The 17,968-nt window shown below is 33.2% G+C and carries 21 protein-coding genes, 1 tRNA gene and 1 pseudogene; 17 read left to right on the top strand and 6 right to left on the bottom strand.

Annotated elements, in window-relative coordinates:
• Positions 1 to 9 precede the first annotated feature (9 nt).
• The 3 genes from PUD86_00530 to PUD86_00520 are packed head-to-tail and all read left to right on the top strand — an operon-like array spanning position 10 to position 1,665.
• Positions 10 to 810, top strand: coding sequence for a citryl-CoA lyase (locus tag PUD86_00530; protein MDD6775770.1), 801 nt, complete (start codon positions 10 to 12; stop codon positions 808 to 810).
• Between the two features lie 5 nt (positions 811 to 815).
• Positions 816 to 1,325, top strand: a complete 510-nt coding sequence (locus PUD86_00525) for a nitroreductase family protein (protein MDD6775769.1) — start codon at positions 816 to 818, stop codon at positions 1,323 to 1,325.
• Position 1,326: 1 nt separating this feature from the next.
• Positions 1,327 to 1,665 (top strand): hypothetical protein, encoded by a 339-nt coding sequence (locus PUD86_00520; GenBank protein ID MDD6775768.1) that lies wholly within the window; start codon positions 1,327 to 1,329, stop codon positions 1,663 to 1,665.
• Here the strand turns inward: PUD86_00520 and PUD86_00515 are convergent.
• On the bottom strand, positions 1,655 to 1,984 hold the full coding sequence (locus PUD86_00515) for a hypothetical protein (protein MDD6775767.1): 330 nt from the start codon (positions 1,982 to 1,984) through the stop codon (positions 1,655 to 1,657). The two genes, PUD86_00520 and PUD86_00515, sit on opposite strands and share 11 nt — an antisense overlap.
• Before the next feature lie 63 nt (positions 1,985 to 2,047).
• Here PUD86_00515 and PUD86_00510 point away from each other — a divergent pair, with 63 nt between their 5' ends.
• The 11 genes from PUD86_00510 to PUD86_00460 all read left to right on the top strand — a co-directional run bounded on the left by PUD86_00510 (position 2,048) and on the right by PUD86_00460 (position 11,692).
• Complete coding sequence (locus PUD86_00510; GenBank protein ID MDD6775766.1) at positions 2,048 to 2,398, top strand: hypothetical protein; 351 nt, start codon at positions 2,048 to 2,050, stop codon at positions 2,396 to 2,398.
• A gap of 164 nt (positions 2,399 to 2,562) precedes the next feature.
• Positions 2,563 to 2,877, top strand: a complete 315-nt coding sequence (locus PUD86_00505; GenBank protein MDD6775765.1) for a V-type ATP synthase subunit H — start codon at positions 2,563 to 2,565, stop codon at positions 2,875 to 2,877.
• Between the two features lie 11 nt (positions 2,878 to 2,888).
• Positions 2,889 to 4,883 carry a V-type ATP synthase subunit I gene (locus PUD86_00500; protein MDD6775764.1) on the top strand — a complete coding sequence of 665 codons (1,995 nt, stop codon included), beginning with the start codon at positions 2,889 to 2,891 and terminating at the stop codon, positions 4,881 to 4,883.
• A gap of 72 nt (positions 4,884 to 4,955) precedes the next feature.
• Positions 4,956 to 5,438, top strand: a complete 483-nt coding sequence (locus tag PUD86_00495) for a V-type ATP synthase subunit K (protein ID MDD6775763.1) — start codon at positions 4,956 to 4,958, stop codon at positions 5,436 to 5,438.
• Between the two features lie 16 nt (positions 5,439 to 5,454).
• Positions 5,455 to 6,066 carry a V-type proton ATPase subunit E gene (locus PUD86_00490; GenBank protein MDD6775762.1) on the top strand — a complete coding sequence of 204 codons (612 nt, stop codon included), beginning with the start codon at positions 5,455 to 5,457 and terminating at the stop codon, positions 6,064 to 6,066.
• A 16-nt stretch (positions 6,067 to 6,082) separates the two neighbouring features.
• Positions 6,083 to 7,237, top strand: coding sequence for a V-type ATP synthase subunit C (locus tag PUD86_00485; GenBank protein ID MDD6775761.1), 1,155 nt, complete (start codon positions 6,083 to 6,085; stop codon positions 7,235 to 7,237).
• Complete coding sequence (locus PUD86_00480; GenBank protein ID MDD6775760.1) at positions 7,234 to 7,551, top strand: V-type ATP synthase subunit F; 318 nt, start codon at positions 7,234 to 7,236, stop codon at positions 7,549 to 7,551. The genes PUD86_00485 and PUD86_00480 overlap by 4 nt, the downstream gene beginning before the upstream one ends.
• The gene (locus PUD86_00475) at positions 7,548 to 9,290 is read left to right on the top strand and encodes an ATP synthase subunit A (GenBank protein ID MDD6775759.1); all 1,743 of its coding nucleotides are present in this window, start codon (positions 7,548 to 7,550) and stop codon (positions 9,288 to 9,290) included. Before PUD86_00480 ends, PUD86_00475 begins: the two co-directional genes overlap by 4 nt.
• A gap of 2 nt (positions 9,291 to 9,292) precedes the next feature.
• Positions 9,293 to 10,684: a V-type ATP synthase subunit B gene (locus PUD86_00470; GenBank protein ID MDD6775758.1), complete on the top strand. Its 1,392-nt coding sequence runs from the start codon at positions 9,293 to 9,295 to the stop codon at positions 10,682 to 10,684.
• Positions 10,685 to 10,711: 27 nt separating this feature from the next.
• A complete protein-coding gene (locus PUD86_00465; protein MDD6775757.1) occupies positions 10,712 to 11,395 on the top strand; it encodes a V-type ATP synthase subunit D in 684 nt (227 codons plus the stop codon).
• Between the two features lie 147 nt (positions 11,396 to 11,542).
• The gene (locus PUD86_00460; GenBank protein MDD6775756.1) at positions 11,543 to 11,692 is read left to right on the top strand and encodes a hypothetical protein; all 150 of its coding nucleotides are present in this window, start codon (positions 11,543 to 11,545) and stop codon (positions 11,690 to 11,692) included.
• Here the strand turns inward: PUD86_00460 and PUD86_00455 are convergent.
• From PUD86_00455 to dnaG, 5 genes are all read right to left on the bottom strand, one after another.
• Positions 11,664 to 12,848: an ATP-grasp domain-containing protein gene (locus PUD86_00455; GenBank protein ID MDD6775755.1), complete on the bottom strand. Its 1,185-nt coding sequence runs from the start codon at positions 12,846 to 12,848 to the stop codon at positions 11,664 to 11,666. The two genes, PUD86_00460 and PUD86_00455, sit on opposite strands and share 29 nt — an antisense overlap.
• A gap of 33 nt (positions 12,849 to 12,881) precedes the next feature.
• Positions 12,882 to 12,953 (bottom strand) — tRNA-Gln (locus PUD86_00450).
• 46 nt (positions 12,954 to 12,999) lie between these two features.
• Positions 13,000 to 13,404: a DUF1284 domain-containing protein gene (locus PUD86_00445; GenBank protein ID MDD6775754.1), complete on the bottom strand. Its 405-nt coding sequence runs from the start codon at positions 13,402 to 13,404 to the stop codon at positions 13,000 to 13,002.
• Between the two features lie 49 nt (positions 13,405 to 13,453).
• Positions 13,454 to 14,056, bottom strand: coding sequence for a biotin transporter BioY (locus tag PUD86_00440; GenBank protein ID MDD6775753.1), 603 nt, complete (start codon positions 14,054 to 14,056; stop codon positions 13,454 to 13,456).
• 61 nt (positions 14,057 to 14,117) lie between these two features.
• Complete coding sequence (gene dnaG, locus PUD86_00435; GenBank protein MDD6775752.1) at positions 14,118 to 15,374, bottom strand: DNA primase DnaG; 1,257 nt, start codon at positions 15,372 to 15,374, stop codon at positions 14,118 to 14,120.
• 403 nt (positions 15,375 to 15,777) lie between these two features.
• On the opposite strand from dnaG, the gene PUD86_00430 reads away from it, so the two are divergent.
• The 3 genes and pseudogenes from PUD86_00430 to PUD86_00420 all read left to right on the top strand — a co-directional run bounded on the left by PUD86_00430 (position 15,778) and on the right by PUD86_00420 (position 17,904).
• Positions 15,778 to 16,521, top strand: a complete 744-nt coding sequence (locus PUD86_00430; protein MDD6775751.1) for an RraA family protein — start codon at positions 15,778 to 15,780, stop codon at positions 16,519 to 16,521.
• Between the two features lie 97 nt (positions 16,522 to 16,618).
• Positions 16,619 to 16,921, top strand: coding sequence for a Gar1/Naf1 family protein (locus PUD86_00425; GenBank protein ID MDD6775750.1), 303 nt, complete (start codon positions 16,619 to 16,621; stop codon positions 16,919 to 16,921).
• A gap of 74 nt (positions 16,922 to 16,995) precedes the next feature.
• Positions 16,996 to 17,904: pseudogene (locus tag PUD86_00420) on the top strand (transcription initiation factor IIB).
• Positions 17,905 to 17,968 lie beyond the last annotated feature (64 nt).

Below are 17,968 nucleotides of genomic sequence, written 5' to 3'. Positions count from 1 at the left end.
TAGCGTAAAATGCAGGATAATAACTTTAAAATTGATAGACATTCTTTAAAAACAGCTATTTCACGAGTTGAAACTGATAAAATTGTTACTAGAGGATATAATCAAAGAGATTTAATTGAAAAAATAAGATATAGTGATATGGTTTTCTTACTATTAAAAGGAAGATTGCCATCTATTATGGAAGGTAAAATATTTAATCATGTCCTTGTTTCATTTTGCGATCATGGTGTAACTCCTCCAAGTACTCAAACAGCCCGTATAGTTACTTCTTCAGGCTCACCGGTTAATTCAGCTGTTGCAGGAGCATTATTGTCTTTTGGACATAAACATGCTGGAGCTATTGAAAAAGCTATGGAGTTATATCAGTCAAAAATCAATTCTTCTTACTTGATTGATGATTCTGAAATTGATAATAAACAGATTGCTGGTTTAGCTATTGAAATTTATCAAGACTATGTCTTAAAAGGTAAAAAAGTACCTGGTTTTGGTCACAGATACCATAACATTGACCCTAGAGCAAATAAACTGATGGAAATTGTTATCAAGGAAGGTTTTATTGGACCACATATTAAATTGGCATTAGCTCTTGAAGATTTAATCTATGAAAAAAAGCAAATTAGGCTTAATGTAGATGGGGCAAATGCAGCAATTTTGTCAGATTTAGGTTTCACACCAGACTTGGGATTAGGAGTATTTATTATTGGTAGAATCCCAGGTATAATTGCACACATTCATGAAGAAAAAATGGATGAAGATGAATTTAGAAGATTTTGCGATTTAGATGATGTAATTTATCAACAAAAAAGGTAGATAATATGGAATTTATTGATGTAATTAATGAAAGATACAGTGTTAGAGGATATTTAGATAAAGAAGTAGAAAAAGAAAAGCTTGAATACGTTTTAAAAGCAGCTACATTAGCTCCAACAGGAGTTAACAAACAGCCATTTAAAGTTTACGTTATTGATACTAAAAAATATAAAAAGGAATTATCCGAAATCTATGCTGCAGAATGGTTTGTAGAAGCACCATACGTTTTATGTGTTGTTGCACTAAGAAATGAAGCTTGGGTAAGACCATGGGATTCAAAAAGCATTGCAGATATTGATGCAACTATCGTAATGGATCACATTATTCTTGCAGCTACTGATGTTGGTCTTGGAACATGTTATATTGCAGCATTCAAGAAAAATAAAGCACATAAATTCTTAGGATTGGATGAAACAGAAGAAGCAGTATTATTTACTCCTCTTGGTTATGGTAATGCTGAACCTCGTGAAACTCCAAGAAAAGAATTAGATGAATTTGTAGTATATAAAGATTAAAATGAAGCTATTTATTTTAAAAGCAGATAATTCCAAGGATATGGATTCAATATCCAATGAATTATCTTTAAAAAAGTTCAAAGTAACTCAATCAGATAAGAATTACATATTGATGCGTAAAAAAAGGTATGGTAATCTTTTAATCCATGCAATTTGTTTAATAATAGCTCTTCAGTTTGTAGGATTGGTCTTATTAATCAATGTTGCATACTTTTCATATTCTTATTTATATGCCTCTCCTAATGTATTAATTACAACTGAGAGAGTTGATGATGATGGAAACCCATTGGAATTTAGTAATATGGATGAAATATTAAATAAAGCAAATGCTATTCTATAATTTCATCTACACTATATTCTTCTATTTTTCTTATTACCAAAGGATTTTTAGCATTAACATATTCTGATTCTTCACCTATTTTAGCATCAATAAATACTTTATCAACACTAGGCTCTGCAAATAATGCTACAATATCAAAAACAAAGTCATTATAATCATTTTGAATATTTTCATCACTAAAACGTAGTTGTGGAATCTCTGTAGTCCATAAATCATTTCCTGGTGAGAATCTTTTGTCAACTACTTTTCCATCTTTTATTTCACTGTCTAATGTCAATGAAAAATTATTATTTAATATTATCCAAACTGCTCTTTCCATATATATTAATTTATATGAAATGATATAAATATTATAAAATTAAAATTAAAATTAAGTGTTATTATGGCAAATATTAAAACTTATAAATTAGTAGGAGTATTATTGTCTTTATTGTTGTTCTTATGGGGAATTCTCCCATTCTTAAGACATCAGCCAATTACTGCTGAGGTTATTGCTAGTGCAATTATATTAATTATGATTTCATTTGCATATCTCATTATCATGTTCAACCCTAGTTGGACTAAGGCAGTTTTCTTCTTTGAAGGTATAATTATTGCTGTTTCAGGATATATGTTATTAGCATTCCCTTACAATTTAGAATTGCTTGGTGTTGGTTTAATTGTAATTATAATTGCAGTTCTTGCTTATTTAGGCAAATTACCTCCAAAACTTTTAAAATGGTTCTATAGATAATTTATTTATCTTTTATTACTTTTTTTATCAATTTTTACCATGGAATTTTATCCATTTGGATAATTTTTTCTTCTTATTTTCAATTTTGACTACTTTTTTAAATATTGAATAGTAAAAGATATATATACTTCTAAACAAAGTTTAATATACCATGGTGATTAATTATGGCAGAGATATCAGACGCAATCGCAATGATAAAAAAAGCTGAATCTGATGCTGAACAACTTATTGCGGATTCAAAATCAAAATCAAAAGAATTGATTGATGATGCTAACAAAAAAGCTGAACAATCCGTATCCGAAGTTAAAGCTGCAGCAGAAGAAGAAGCTAAAAAAACTGTTTTTGATGCAGAAGATAAAGCTAAAAAAGAAGCACAATCAATTGCTGAACAGTCTCAAGTGGAAGTCAAATCTTTAAAAGATGAGGCTATGGCTAACGTTGATGAAGCTGCTTCTATTATTGTCAAAAATATATTGTAGTGTGAGTTTATATGTTCAAGACAGCTAGAATGCGTAAAATTAGAATTGTTACACTTGATAAGTATGTAGCTCCTACTGTGGATGCTCTCCACGAATCAGGGCTTATACAAGTCAGTGATATTTCTGAAAGCATTCAGCAAGATCCTGAATTAGCGGAATTAGTAATTCCTTCAAAAGCTACACCTTACACAGGTAAATTATCTTCACTTCTTATGAAAACAAATGGTATATCTGAACTATTAGGAAATTCTTTATCAGAAGGCCATGGGTTAAAAGACACAATCATGTCTTTTATTAGTCCTGATATGCCAGTTCAAAAAGACATTGAGAAGTTAGATACTGCTGCTTTTATTGAAAAAGCAGAAGAAACCTTAGCTAAGGTTGAAAGCAAAACAAGTGTTATTGAAGGTAAACTTTCTGCACTCGACGCTGAAACAAGTGAACTAAAGTCTAATAAAAGTTTGGCTAAACGTTTATCTAATTTTGACATGGATTTAGCGCTTTTAAAAGATTCAAAGTACACTTCTATTACTGTTGGAAGGATTAATGCTGAATCTACTTCAGAAATCAAAAATGAATTAAGTAACTTGACTGATGAATTAGAAATGTTTACTGTTCCTACTGATGATGGTGAAATCATTACTGTAGTAACATTAAAAGAATTTAATGATGATGTTTATTCAACTCTTCGTAAATTCGACTTTGAGAAAATTGAAATAGGCAATGTTGAAGGTACTCCTGAACATGTTATTTCAAGTGCTGATTCTCGTTTATTAACTATTGAATCAGAACGTGCTGCTGTTAAAGGTGAATTAAGAGCAGTCGCTGAGCAATGGGACGATGAAATCTTAGCTCTCAAAGAACAATTAGAAAATGAAAAAGATAAGAACGAAATTCTTTCCTCATTTGTTCAAACTAAAGATGCTTACATTCTTGAAGCTTGGGTACCTGTAAAAGATACCGAAAAAGTTGAACAATTGGTCGAATCCAGTTCTGAGGGACACTGTGCCTTTGAAACAATTGAAATTGAAGGTACTGATGATGAAGATGTTCCTGTTTTACAACAAAATGGATGGTATGCGAAACCTTTCGAATACCTTGTAGATATGTACTCTCCGGTACGTTACAATGAAATTGATCCAACAATTTTTGTAGCACTTACATTCCCATTCTTCTTCGGGTTCTGTTTAACTGATGCAGTTTATGGATTAGTCGTATCTTTAATTGGTGTTGTATTAATTAAAGGTATAGGTAAAGTTAAAGAGTCCATGAATTCATTTGGTTGGATTTTAGTATGGTCCGGTCTGTGGGCTGTTGTACTAGGTTTACTAACAAATGGTTTTATTGGGGACTTCCCAGAAAGAATCATGGGATACAGATTACCAACCGTATTTGCTCCTGTTGAAGCATTCAAACACCCAGATACTATTTTAATTATAGCTATCGCATTTGGTCTTCTTTACACCAACCTCGGGTTCATTGTTGGTGCTATTAACAACCTTAGATACGGTAATGTTAAAGAAGCTATTGGATCTCAAATTTGTTGGTTTGTTTTCGAAGCTGGTATTGTATTCCTCGCTTTAGGTTACCTCATGCCTGCTATTGGTATGGCTGGTATGGCGTTAGGTGGAATTTTAATTCTTGCAACTATCGTTATGTTAATTTGGGCTAACGGAGCATACGGTGTAATGGATATTTTCGGTTACATGGGAGATGTTTTATCTTACGCTCGTCTTTTAGCATTATGTTTAGCTACTGGTGGTATTGCTATGACTGTTAACATTTTAGCAGCTATGATTGATAGTATGGTTCCATTTGCTGGTATCGTACTTGCAGTGTTAATATTCATATTCGGTCATATTGCAAACTTCGCTTTCCAAGTATTAGGTGCATTTATTAACGCTTTACGTCTTAACTACGTAGAATTCTTCTCACAATTCTTCATGAGCGGTAAAGGAAAATTCGAAGCTTTCAAAGCAAGTAGGACATTTACAAAACTTAAATAAATTAAAATTTTTTCATTTATATCTTAAATTAAAAATTAATTAAATCAATATTATTTCAAAGGTGAATTAAATATGGTAGATATTGCTTTAGGTACTGCTTTAGCAGCTATTGGTGCTGGAGTAGCAATTGGATTTGCCGGTTTAGGTTCCGGTTTAGGGCAAGGTATGGCAGCTGCTGGTTCCGTAGGTGCTGTAGCAGAAGACAATGACATGTTTGCAAGAGGTATTATTTTCTCTGCATTACCAGAAACTCAGGCTATTTACGGTTTCTTGGTTGCAATTTTATTATTAGTATTCTCAGGATTATTAGGTGGAGGTCAAGGATTATCTACTGAAGCTGGTATCGTAGCTATCGGTGTAGGTGCATCCATTGGTTTCGCAGGTTTAGGTTCCGGTATGGGACAAGGTATGGCTGCTGCTTCCTCCGTTGGTGCTATTGTCGAAGACAGCGACATGTTCGCTCGTGGTATTATTTTCTCTGCATTACCAGAGACTCAAGCTATTTACGGTTTCTTGATTGCTATTTTACTCATGGTATTCGGTGGAATCTTATAGGTAGGAGGCAATTTATATGAGCTCAGGCACAGATAAAATTGTTTCAAGCATTATGTCTGAAGCCCAAGAGAAAGCTGATGTAATCATTCAAGAGGTTAATGCAGAAGTTTCAGCTATTGAAGCACAAGCTGATAAAACCGCTGAAGTTGAAAAAGCTAAAATCTTAGAAAATGGTAAAAAACAATCTGATATGAGATATCAGCAAATTATCTCTGAAGCTAAGATGAATGCTCGTAGAGCAAAATTAAGCGCTAAAGAAGAAATCATCGAAGCTGCTTTTGAAAAAGCAGTAAGCGAATTAGAACAAAAAGCTTCTTCCCAAAGCGCAGATTATGAAGATTCTTTAATTAAAATGATTAAAGAAGCTGCTGATGAAATTGGCGGTGACGATTTAATTATTCAATTAAACGAAGCTGACACAAATCAATTTAAAGGTGAAATATCTTCAGACAATACTTTCGATGTAGAAGGAATTAAGTTCAAATTAGGTGAGCCTATCAATGCTATTGGTGGAGCAATCTTAAAAACTAGTAATGGAGATATTGAAGTAAATAACACTATTGATGCAAGATTAGAAAGATTTAAAAGTATCTTACGTAGTGAAGTTGCTAACGTTTTATTTAAATAAATTAGGAGGATAAATTATGGCAGATCAAATTGCTACTTTAATAAGTTCTGCAGGACTTACACAAGAAACCTTTTTGGTATTCTGTGTTATCGCATTACTTGTTGTTGGTGCAGTAGTAGTAATCATTACATCTAGACCAATTTTGGACATTTATCCTTATCTTAATCCAAGTGCAAGAGTAAGAGCTAGAAAAGGAAGATTATTTGATGAAAAACAAATTTCTGAAATCGTTGAAACCAACGACATTGAAGAAGTTGAAAATTATCTCAAAGGTGTTCCTGAATATGCGGATGTTTTAGAAGAATATCCTCTTGATAAAGCTTTAGATGTTGAACGTGCAAACACTTATGATCTTGTTGCAAGATTAGCTCCTAAAGATATTAAAGCTCCTTTCGCAGTAATGTCTAAAAAAGCAGACATTGACAACATTAAAAGTCTCTTAACTGCAAAAGAAGTTGGATACGACGCTGAAGAAACCAAAGAATTATTAATTCCATGTGGTTCATTATACAGTGACTTAGAATCTTTAGCTGATGCTGAAACTGTAACTGATGTCATTACCGGTTTGGACAACACTGAATACGCTGGAGTTTTAGAAGACGCTCTTCCACAATATGAAAACACTAAAATGATTCTTTCATTAGAATCTGCTTTAGATAAATATTACTTGGGCAAATTATTACGTTCTACAGATGTTCCTTCTGATGAGAATAAACAAATTTTATACTCCTACATTGGAACTCAAGTAGATGTAGCTAATCTTAAACTAATTATAAGGGCTAAAGAAGATGGCCTTGACTATGATGCTATCGCACCTTATATATTAGATGAAGGATACCAATTACGTGAATGGAAACTTAAAGATTTAATGGAATCTCCTGATGTTACAAATGTAATTTCTGGATTAGAAGGTACAAAATATGCTGAATCATTAACTGACGTAATGACAGTTTACAACGAAACTGGCTCCGTTGCAGTATTTGAAAAAGCATTAAATGCTTACGCTTCTGATTACGCAAAATCTTTAGCAACTAAAAAACCATTAGGTATTGGTCCAATTATTGGTTATTTAATTCAAAAAGAAAACGAAATTAAAAATTTAAAAATTATTGCAAGAGCAAAAAGAGAAGCAGACTTCCCTAATGATAAAATCATGGAGATGTTATTATGAGTTCCGTAGCAGTTATTGGTGATATTGATACCGTTTCCGGATTTAGACTTGGTGGTGTCAAAGAAGCAGTTGTTGTTAAAACAGCTGATGAGGCTATTGTAGCTTTTGATAAATTTTTAGATGAAGAGATTTCAATTATTATCATTACTCAGTTAATGGCAAATGAAATTAGAAATCATATTAATAGAAAAATTGGTTCAAGTGTTTTACCAATGATAATTGAAATACCTGATAAAGATGGGTCCTCTGAAGGATCATCTGATCAAATTAATGACCTTATTAGAAGAGTTATCGGGGTAGAGATGGTTAAATGATTATTGAAGGAAATATTATTAAGATTGCTGGGCCTGTTATTGTCGCAGATGGTATGAGAGGGGCTCAGATGCTTGAGATGGTTAGGGTCGGTAATGAAAAGCTTATCGGAGAAATTATCGAGCTTGAAGGTGACACCGCAACTATCCAAGTATATGAAGAAACAGCAGGTATCCAACCTGGTGAAGTAGTTGAATGTACTGGTGGAGCATTATCCGTAGAACTCGGTCCTGGTGTAATGAGTTCCATTTTCGATGGTATTCAAAGACCTTTAAGAATCATCAGAGAAGCTTCTGGTGATTTCATTGCTAGAGGTATTGATGTAGATTCCATTGACAAAGAGAAAAAATGGGAATTCAAACCTGTTGCTAAAGTTGGAGATGTTTTAAAAGCTGGAGATGTACTCGGTGAAGTACAGGAAACCTCTGCAGTTTTACACAAAATTATGGTTCCACCTACTCTCGAAGGTGAAGTTACTGAAATTGCTGCTGAAGGCGAATACACTATTGTTGAAGACATCGCTGAAGTAGGTGGACAAAAAGTACAAATGCTCCAAAAATGGCCTGTTAAAAAAAGCCGTCCTTACGTAAGGAAATTAGACCCAGATGTACCTTTAGTAACTGGTCAAAGAGCACAAGACACTTTCTTCTCCGTAGCTAAAGGAGGAGCAGCAGCTATCCCTGGACCTTTCGGATCAGGTAAAACTGTTACTCAACAACAATTAGCTAAATGGGCAGACGCAGATATTGTGGTATATATCGGATGTGGAGAACGTGGTAACGAAATGACTGAAGTACTTACCGAATTCCCATTCCTCGACGACCCTAAAACTGGTAACCCATTAATGGACAGAACTGTTCTTATCGCAAACACTTCTAACATGCCGGTAGCAGCTCGTGAAGCATGTGTATATACTGGTATTACTATTGCTGAATACTACCGTGACCAAGGTTACGATGTAGCACTTATGGCTGATTCAACCTCTAGATGGGCTGAAGCTATGAGGGAGATTTCTGGAAGATTAGAAGAAATGCCTGGGGAAGAAGGTTACCCTGCATATTTAGCATCCAGATTAGCACAATTCTACGAAAGAGCAGGAAGAGTAGAAACTATCGGTTCCGAACCTCATGTAGCTTCTATTTCTGTAGTTGGTGCTGTATCTCCTCCTGGTGGGGACTTATCCGAACCTGTTACTCAAAACACCTTACGTATCTGTAAAGTGTTCTGGGCATTAGATGCATCTCTTGCAGATAAACGTCACTTCCCTTCAATTGACTGGTTACAAAGTTACTCCTTATACGTAGACAGTATTGAAGGTTGGTGGGCTGAAAACGTAGCTGAAGATTGGAGATCTATCCGTGACCAAGCTATGGGATTATTACAAAAAGAATCCGAGTTACAAGAAATTGTACAATTAGTAGGTCCTGATGCATTACCTGAAACTGACCAAGCTACTTTAGAAACTACCCGTATGTTAAGAGAAGACTTCTTACAACAAAACGCATTTGACGATGTTGACACTTACTGTGCTCCATCCAAACAATACCAAATGTTAAAGACCATTCTCTTATTCTACAAAGAATCTCTTGCAGCTGTTAACAGAGGAGCTCCAATTGCAACTATTGCAGCTTTACCTGTTAAAGAAGACATTGGTAAAATGAAATACATACCACAAGATGAATTTGACGCAAAAATTGCAGATATTCAAGCTGCAGTTGTAAAACAATGCAGTGAGGCTTAAACATGAATACAAATATTAAAACTAGAGAATATACTACTGTATCCGAAGTCTCAGGTCCTTTAATGGTTGTTGAAGGTGTAGAAGGCGTTGGTTACAATGAAATTGTAGATATTGAAACACCTACTGGTGAAAAAAGAAGTGGACAAGTTCTTGAAGTAAGTAAAGATGTTGCTGTTATTCAAGTATTCGAAGGAACCACTGATTTAAACACTAAAGATACTAAAACCAGATTCACTGGTCAAACCGCAAAAATCGGTGTATCCAGAGACATGATGGGACGTATCTTTAACGGTATCGGTAAACCTATTGACGGTGGACCAGAAATTATTCCTGATGAAGAATTAGATATTAATGGGGCTCCTATGAACCCTGCTTCCCGTGAATTCCCTGAAGAATTTATTCAAACTGGTATCTCTACCATTGACGGAATGAACACATTAGTAAGAGGACAAAAACTTCCTATTTTCTCAGGATCTGGTTTACCTCACAACGATTTAGCTGTTCAAATCGCTAGACAAGCTAAAGTATTAGGTGCAAACGACGAATTCGCAGTAATTTTTGCAGCTATGGGTATTACCAACGAAGAAGCAAACTTCTTTATGAGAGACTTCGAACGTACCGGAGCATTAGAAAAATTAACAGTATTCATGAACTTAGCAGACGACCCTGCTATTGAAAGAATCTTAACTCCAAAAATGGCTTTAACTACTGCTGAATACTACGCATTCACTTTAGGTATGCAAGTATTAGTTATCTTAACTGATATGACCAACTACTGTGAAGCTTTAAGGGAAATTTCTGCAGCTAGAGAAGAAGTACCTGGAAGAAGAGGTTACCCTGGTTACATGTACACTGACCTCGCAGGTATTTATGAAAGAGCAGGACGTATTGATGGTAAAGAAGGTTCCATTACTCAAATGCCTATCTTAGTTATGCCTCAAGATGATATTACTCACCCAATTCCTGATTTAACCGGTTATATTACCGAAGGACAAATTGTATTAAGTAGGGAACTCTCAAGGAAAGGTATTTACCCTCCTGTAGACGTACTTCCTTCACTTTCTCGTTTGATGAGTGGTGGTATTGGAGGAGAAAAAACTAGGGATGACCACAGTGGAGTATCTGACCAACTCTATTCTGCATACGCAGAAGGTCGTGAATTAAGAGACTTAGTTGCGGTTGTAGGGGAAGAAGCACTTACTCCTAGGGATCAAAAATTCTTAGAATTTGCTCAAGAATTCGAAGATCAATTCATTACCCAAAGTAAAGATGAAGACAGATCCATCTTTGAAACTTTGGACCTTGGTTGGAACTTACTCAAAATCTTACCTAAATCTGAGCTCAAAAGGGTTAAAGAAGAATTTATTGAACAATACCTTCCAAAAGATGAATAATCTCATTACAGTAATGTAGGTGATTAAATGGCACAAGATATTATAGATGGAATTAATCCAACTCGTATGGAATTGTTATCTCTTAAAAACAGAACTAAACTTGCTATTAAAGGGCACGGTTTACTCAAAGAAAAAAGAGATGCTTTAATTAAAGAGTTTTTTGATATCTTGGATCGTGTCAAAGGTATTCGTGAAAACGCAGAACAAAGTCTTAAAGAAGCATACGATGCTTTAATTGAAGCTCAAATTGCTATGGGTGACTTAGCTGTTAGAAAAGCAGCATTATCCGTTAAAGAATCTATTGATGTTGAAATTTCATCAAGAAGTGTTATGGGTGTTGCTGTACCTGTAACCGATGTTAAAATGGAAGAAAGATCCATTGTAGACAGAGGTTATGGATTTTCCGACACTACTATTCAATTAGACGAAGCTGCTAAAAAATTCGAGGAATCATTAAAGTATTTAATCGAACTTGGTGAAGTAGAAAAAACTATCTACTTACTTGCTGAGGAAATCGAAGCTACCAAACGTAGAGTAAATTCTTTAGAACACATTATGATTCCTAGATTCCAAAATACTGAAAAGTATATTGATATGAGACTCCAAGAAATGGAAAGGGAAAACTTCGTTAGATTGAAAATGATTAGATCTACTATTGAGAAAAATGAAAAAGCTGCTGCTGCAGCTGCTGCAGCAGAAAATGCTGAATAATTTTTCTTAATTCTTTTCATTTTCTTCTATTTTTTATTATTTTTTTATTAGAAATTATTCTATTGTTTTATTTTAAAAATAAGTTATTTTAAGTTAGTTACTATAAAAAGTTTTTTTACTAGAATTTTTTTAAAAAACGGTGTAAACATGAAAAGAAATCCAATTGACCAATATATGAAGGACCCGGATAATAAGGCTAATGTATTTATCTGGATTACTCGTGCAATGATTATAACTACTTTTATGATTACAATTGGAGTAATATTATTTATTCTATATCTTGTTGGTGTAATCTAGCTTGTTTGTTAACTATTTTACTAGTTAATTCTACTTTTTTATATAATTTTTCAAAATCTTTATCTTTATCAATTATTGTAAGTAATGGTTCTGCCTTTTCGGTTATTGATCCGATGTGTGGTAAATCATAGATATTGTCTAAATCTATTTTTTCATATTTCATCCTGTTTGGTGAGTATATAATTCTTTTATAGGAATAGTATTCTGGTTTTGGTATATCGACTATTTCTCCTTGACATGCTTTTATATGTGCTTCAAGCATATTTATTCCAAGTGCTTTTTCTACGCATTCAAAAGTCCCCTGAATTCTTGGGTTTAGTTCAATGACATACAATCCATTTTCATTAAGGATATAGTCAACTCCATTAGAACCAATTAAATTAAATCTACGAGCTAAATTTTGTGATGTTTCACTCATCTCTTCATTTATATCACAGATTTCATTAATATTTTCCATCATGGATTCATTTGTTAGGGGGATGATATTGCCTACGTATATGAAACTGTTATTTTTTTCAAAATCATTCATAGTTAGTAATCTTGAGTTTACTACTGTTTTTGAATCATTTTTTGTTCCAAGTACTGATGAACTTACATTAATTCCACAAACAAATTCCTGCAACATGAATTCACTATCATTAAATTGCAAATCCTTTGAATTATCTAAAAGATTTATGTTATATCCACCACTTCCTTGAGTGGGTTTTAAAATAAATTGCTTGTTAGGATAATTTTCATTAATTTCAAATGCTTCATCTATATCAGATAACCTAAAAGTCATAGGAGTTAAGAATTTGTTTTTTATTTTTTTATAAAATTTGTATTTATTTTCAATATCTTCTATGTCAGTTGTTCCTAGAATCTTTTTTTTGTATTCTTTTGGAAAATCAGTTGGTGAAATTCCAGAAACAGGAATGATATAGTCAACTTCATCAAGATAATCTTTTGAAATGTCTAGAAGAGTCTCGCTGCTGAAAAGATCTTCAAAAATACCGCAACTTTCATCATTACTTTCATTTAAAATAATTTTTTGATTTTTAATTGTTGGAGTATCAGAAGTTGAAAAATAGCTAGTAGAATAAAGTTCATAATCTAATTGAAGTGCACTGTTAATCATACATCTAGTGTCAATTCCAATTAGTAATAATTTTTCCATAAAATATCAGTAAAAAAAAGTTTATAAAAGTAATAGTCCCGAGCGGAGTCGAACCGCCGTCTCCGGGTCCAAAGCCTAGAAGGATTACCACTACCCTACGGGACTATATTGTAATACATACAACATTTAATATATATTTGTAATGTACTATTTATAGTTTTTGGTTTTTTGCTAATTTTTGATAAAATAAACATTCTTTATGCCACATACATTTAGCACAAATTGTGGATACACTTTCTTTTGTTGTGAAAATTTCATCAATTTTTTCAAATAATTCAATGGAATTATACTCTTTTTTAGAGTCAATCTTTTTTAATACCTCATTGTCCATAAAAACGATTTTTTCATTTTGCTTTTCATTTTCACAAACATTGTTTTTTAGATTAGGACAAGCTTTGCACACATCATCTGGGCTGTTGGTAAGTGTAATTGTTGTATTTTCCATTTTTCTTTTGGAATTAACATCAATCATGTTTTTAGTGAAGTTTTCATCATAGCCATATCCTTGAAAACCTTTAAGACATAATAAGTGATGTCCTCTTAAAATTAGTTTCATATTATCAAAAAAAGAATAAATAAAAAAAGAAAAGGTTAAATCAACCTTTTTAGTTTTTAGGTAAAAATGCTTTGGAAACAGAAGCTGCTCCAATGATTTTTACGATATCTCCAATAATGAATGGTATAAGACCCATCATTAATAAATCAAAGATACCAACAGCACTACCTTGCATATTTAACCATAAAGCAAGACCTAAAAGTCCTGGTATGTAGATAAGTGCAAAGTTTGCAACTGAGATAACAGCAACCATTTTTGTGAAACTGCGGCTGCTTGCATATTTTTCAGATATAAATCCAACGAAGTAGGATGCAATTACAAATCCTACAAGGAATCCGATGTTGGATCCAAGTAATACTTCAATTCCACCAGTCATTCCTGCAAACCATGGGATGAATGCGGTACCTAAAACAATGTAGAAGATTTGGCTTAAACATCCATATTTTTTACCTAATAATAAACCTGAGCATAAAACTGCAAATGTTTGAGCAGTAACTGGTACTGGAGTCCATGGGAGTGGGATAATGATTTGTGCCATTATACCAGTAAAACATGCCATCATTAAGGACATAAGTACTTTGGTTGTAGTACTAGCATCTTGAATTCTTTCGAATATATTTTTTCTAGCACTGTAATAATTTTCCATATTAATATTCATATTTAATTCCTCCATTTATGAAAATAGAAAAAATGAGAATGCTTAGTTCTCAAGTTTAGTTTATAGTTATAATTTTAACGTTATGTGGTTTTTTAACAATGTCAACAGATTTGAATGCAACTAATTTTTTAATATTTTTTTGTGAAGCAACATCAATTAATCTTTGACTGATAACACCATCGAAAATTACAGCATCAACATTTCCTTCGATATTTTTAATTTCTTCGTAGAGGTTTTCTACTTCAACTTCTTTGGTTATGTTTAATGCTTCATCTAAAATAGCTCCGATACCAGTGCCTTCGAATTCTTTAACCATATCTTTCATTAAGCTTACTTCGTCATCTTCAATAACTGGTTCTGGAGTTTTTTCTTCATGATGGTGGTTATTGTTATATTTTTGTTTTTTATTGTGATTGTTGTGCTTGTTGTTACGGTTGTTTTTACCGTGTTCTTTTTTATTAGGACTGTCGTTTAAGATGTTAGTAGTAGCTAAGAATTGTGCAGTAGGAACTTTGTCTCTAAGTGCAACTAAAACTTCGTCTTTTTCTAAATCTTCAACTTCTTTTCCTTTTGGTGCACGGGTAATAAAGTCAACTTCACCAATTTGTAAAAGTTCTTTTAAAATGAGTTCTCCGCCTCTGTCCCCATCAACAAATGCAGTTGTAGTTCTCTTTTTACTTAATTCTCCAATTGATTGAGGTACACTTACACCTTCAACAGCAACAGTATTTTTAATACCATATTTAAGTAAGTTTAAAACATCACTACGTCCTTCAACTACAATAATTGCATCGGAAGAGTGAATACTTGGACCTGCAGGTAAATGATCTTCACCATATTCAGAGATTTCATGAATACGCATAGCTTCTCTGACTTCTTCAATCATTTTAATGCTGGTAGGACCAACGCTTTCAACCATGTTTTTGTAAATTTCTTTTGCACGGTTTACAACTTGTTCTCTTTTAACAGCTCTTACGTCTTCAACTCTTAAAGTTTGAATTTGAGCTTCACAAGGACCTACACGGTTAATAGTTTCGAGAGATGCTGCAAGAATGGCGGTTTCAACTCTGTCTAAACTGGATGGAATTACAATTTCTCCTTTTGCTCTTCCACTGTTTGAACGGATGTTAACTTGAATTCTTCCAATTCTTCCAGTTCTTTGAAGTTCTCTTAAATCTAAATCATTACTAAGTAATCCTTCAGTCTGCCCGAATACTGCACCAACAACGTCTGGTTTTTCAACAATACCATTAGCAGTAATCTGAGCATGAATTAAGTATTTAGTTGTTGTTAATTCTTCTCCTTTTCCCATTTTTAAGCCTCCTAAGCTTATTAATCAGGATAATTTATGTAATACTAAAACTTATTTGGTAAATTTGCATAAATTATATGATAATCATATTTCATCAGTCTTATAGACCTATTATACACTAAAAAAGAGTTTATACATTTGCAGAAGTCTAATATCAAGGTTTTAATATCTTTTATAGATTGTTTTTTTTTTAATATGATGTTATAATTTTTCCTTAATACTTTTTTTAACTCCTGTCTTTTGATATATAATAAATTAATAAATGAATTTAATAATAATGATATGTAAATTAACTCTATTGAGTATATAATAATGTTTAAGTATTTCTTAAAATACTACAATTATTATTTATTAGAATAACTAATATATAAAGTATAACATAAAGTGAAAATTTGGTGAAGTTATGTCAGTTAATCCGAAGAATATGTTAAATAAAAGTAAAAATTTGAACAAACGTGTTGATATTGATGAAATATGCTTAGATGGTGTTACTGTAGATGATTTAAAATTCAGAGGAGATAACTATAAGCAGTATATTCACTTACATTCTCTTTTGGAAAATGTATCTTCATGTCAGGTTTCAGATGCATTCAATTCTATTTCCAGAAGATCTGGTGTTATTCAGGAAATCAAACCTGTCAACAATCAAAAAGTTTATGGAAGAATTTTTACAGCAGAAACTACTAGTGATGATTGGGGAACTTCTGCACTTGCAATCGATGCAGCACAGGAAGATGACATCTTATTTTTCAAAGTAGATAATGATGATAAAGCAATATGGGGAGAACTTGCTTCAATTTGTGCTCGTGACAATGGTATTAAAGCTACTGTCATTTATGGTTCAGCTCGCGATCTTGATGCTTTATTGTATATGGATTACCCAATATTTTCAACTAACTTCTGTCCTAATGCAGGTTCTGCTTTAGGTTTAGGCAGTTTAAATGAACCATTGGACATTAATGGATTTAAAGTTAATCCAGGAGACTTCTTCATTGGGGATGAATGTGGTGTTGTCGTTATTCCTCAAGAGTTATTTGCAAAAACAATGGTTGGTGCATTAGGTGTTAAAATCAAGGAACTAAACATTATAAACAAACTTTCACAAGGTGCTACTTTATCAGAAATTGCTGTCTTTGAAAAGAAATAGTAAAACATTTAAATAGAATTCAATGTTTATATATAAATATATCGATAAGTTTATATACTCCATCTTCATTATATATAACTGATACAGATTTGATTTTATGAAATTATTAGGTAAAAGTTTGCATATTGCAAACTCAGGTAAATTAATAGCTCGTACAACCAAGACTCCGTCACCGGGGGCTATAGTGTTTAATAGTAACAAGAAGAAAATTGGTAAAGTAGGTTATGTTTTTGGACCTACAGCCCATCCTTATGTGTCAATTAGATTATTTAGATTTGCTAATAGGGATGAAATTGCGAAAAAATGTGGTGAGAAACTATTTGTATCAAAACCAAAATCCAAAAAGACTAGAAGAAGGAGGATGAGATCACGCCAGAACAAACCACAACACAAAAAGTAGATAGAGATCCAAGAAGAGAAAGACGTGGGAGAAGAGCACAAAGAGCTAATGCACGTGGTGGTGAAGAAGGTTCTAAAGAACTCACCGTCTGTCCTGAATGTGGTTCAACTGAATTAGTTGGGGACTACGAAAGAGCAGAAGTTGTATGTAAAAGATGTGGATTAGTTATTGATGAAAATCTCGTAGATATGGGTCCTGAATGGAGAGCATTCGACCATGAACAAAGAGATAAACGTACTAGAGTAGGTGCTCCAATTACTTACACCATTCACGATAAAGGTTTAAGTACCATGATCGATTGGAGAAACAAAGATATCTACGGTCGTGATATTCCTGCAAGAAACAGAGCACAATGGTACAGATTAAGAAAATGGCAAAGGAAAATTAGGATTTCCGGAGCAACTGAGAGAAACTTGGCTTTCGCTTTAAGTGAACTTGACCGTGACTCTTCAAGATTAGGACTTCCAAGAAGTGTAAGGGAAGCTGCTAGTGTAGTTTACAGAAGTGCAGTGGACAACAAATTAATCAGAGGAAGAAGTATTGAAGGAGTAGTAGCTGCTTCATTATATGCTGCATGTAGACGTTGTAATGTTCCACGTACATTAGATGAAATTGCTGAAGTATCTAGAGTATCTAAAAAAGAAGTAGGTCGTACATACAGGTTCTTAACTCGTGAATTAAATATTAAATTGCCACCAACTTCTCCAGTAGATTACGTTCCTAGATTTGCATCAGAACTCGGACTTTCTGGTGAAGCACAATCCAAAGCTATTGAAATTATTGAAAAAGCAATGGAAAAAGGTTTAACTTCAGGAAGAGGTCCTACTGGTGTAGCAGCAGCTGCATTATACATCGCATCTGTCTTACTTGGTGATAGAAAAACCCAAAGAGATGTTGCTGAAATTGCAGGTGTTACTGAAGTAACTATCAGAAACAGATATAAAGAATTAACTGAACAATTAGAAATGGGAGTTACTTTATAGTAACTTTCTAATTATTTTATTGATTAATTGAGCAATTATTAATGCTTTTTTAATCAGACTTTTT

This window comes from Methanobacteriaceae archaeon (assembly GCA_029219465.1).
In the GTDB taxonomy this organism is placed as follows: Archaea; Methanobacteriota; Methanobacteria; order Methanobacteriales; family Methanobacteriaceae; genus Methanocatella.
Note: the sequence above shows the minus strand (reverse complement) of the source record. Positions and strands in the feature narration are given on the sequence as shown.

What these genes read in the sequence shown, in the direction of transcription:
- PUD86_00530 (MDD6775770.1), top strand. Translation starts at nt 10, where the DNA reads ATGCAGGATAATAACTTTAAAATTGATAGACATTCTTTAAAAACAGCT.
- PUD86_00525 (MDD6775769.1), top strand. Translation starts at nt 816, where the DNA reads ATGGAATTTATTGATGTAATTAATGAAAGATACAGTGTTAGAGGATAT.
- PUD86_00520 (MDD6775768.1), top strand. Translation starts at nt 1,327, where the DNA reads ATGAAGCTATTTATTTTAAAAGCAGATAATTCCAAGGATATGGATTCA.
- PUD86_00515 (MDD6775767.1), bottom strand. Translation starts at nt 1,984, where the DNA reads ATGGAAAGAGCAGTTTGGATAATATTAAATAATAATTTTTCATTGACA.
- PUD86_00510 (MDD6775766.1), top strand. Translation starts at nt 2,048, where the DNA reads ATGGCAAATATTAAAACTTATAAATTAGTAGGAGTATTATTGTCTTTA.
- PUD86_00505 (MDD6775765.1), top strand. Translation starts at nt 2,563, where the DNA reads ATGGCAGAGATATCAGACGCAATCGCAATGATAAAAAAAGCTGAATCT.
- PUD86_00500 (MDD6775764.1), top strand. Translation starts at nt 2,889, where the DNA reads ATGTTCAAGACAGCTAGAATGCGTAAAATTAGAATTGTTACACTTGAT.
- PUD86_00495 (MDD6775763.1), top strand. Translation starts at nt 4,956, where the DNA reads ATGGTAGATATTGCTTTAGGTACTGCTTTAGCAGCTATTGGTGCTGGA.
- PUD86_00490 (MDD6775762.1), top strand. Translation starts at nt 5,455, where the DNA reads ATGAGCTCAGGCACAGATAAAATTGTTTCAAGCATTATGTCTGAAGCC.
- PUD86_00485 (MDD6775761.1), top strand. Translation starts at nt 6,083, where the DNA reads ATGGCAGATCAAATTGCTACTTTAATAAGTTCTGCAGGACTTACACAA.
- PUD86_00480 (MDD6775760.1), top strand. Translation starts at nt 7,234, where the DNA reads ATGAGTTCCGTAGCAGTTATTGGTGATATTGATACCGTTTCCGGATTT.
- PUD86_00475 (MDD6775759.1), top strand. Translation starts at nt 7,548, where the DNA reads ATGATTATTGAAGGAAATATTATTAAGATTGCTGGGCCTGTTATTGTC.
- PUD86_00470 (MDD6775758.1), top strand. Translation starts at nt 9,293, where the DNA reads ATGAATACAAATATTAAAACTAGAGAATATACTACTGTATCCGAAGTC.
- PUD86_00465 (MDD6775757.1), top strand. Translation starts at nt 10,712, where the DNA reads ATGGCACAAGATATTATAGATGGAATTAATCCAACTCGTATGGAATTG.
- PUD86_00460 (MDD6775756.1), top strand. Translation starts at nt 11,543, where the DNA reads ATGAAAAGAAATCCAATTGACCAATATATGAAGGACCCGGATAATAAG.
- PUD86_00455 (MDD6775755.1), bottom strand. Translation starts at nt 12,848, where the DNA reads ATGGAAAAATTATTACTAATTGGAATTGACACTAGATGTATGATTAAC.
- PUD86_00445 (MDD6775754.1), bottom strand. Translation starts at nt 13,404, where the DNA reads ATGAAACTAATTTTAAGAGGACATCACTTATTATGTCTTAAAGGTTTT.
- dnaG (MDD6775752.1), bottom strand. Translation starts at nt 15,374, where the DNA reads ATGGGAAAAGGAGAAGAATTAACAACAACTAAATACTTAATTCATGCT.
- PUD86_00430 (MDD6775751.1), top strand. Translation starts at nt 15,778, where the DNA reads ATGTCAGTTAATCCGAAGAATATGTTAAATAAAAGTAAAAATTTGAAC.
- PUD86_00425 (MDD6775750.1), top strand. Translation starts at nt 16,619, where the DNA reads ATGAAATTATTAGGTAAAAGTTTGCATATTGCAAACTCAGGTAAATTA.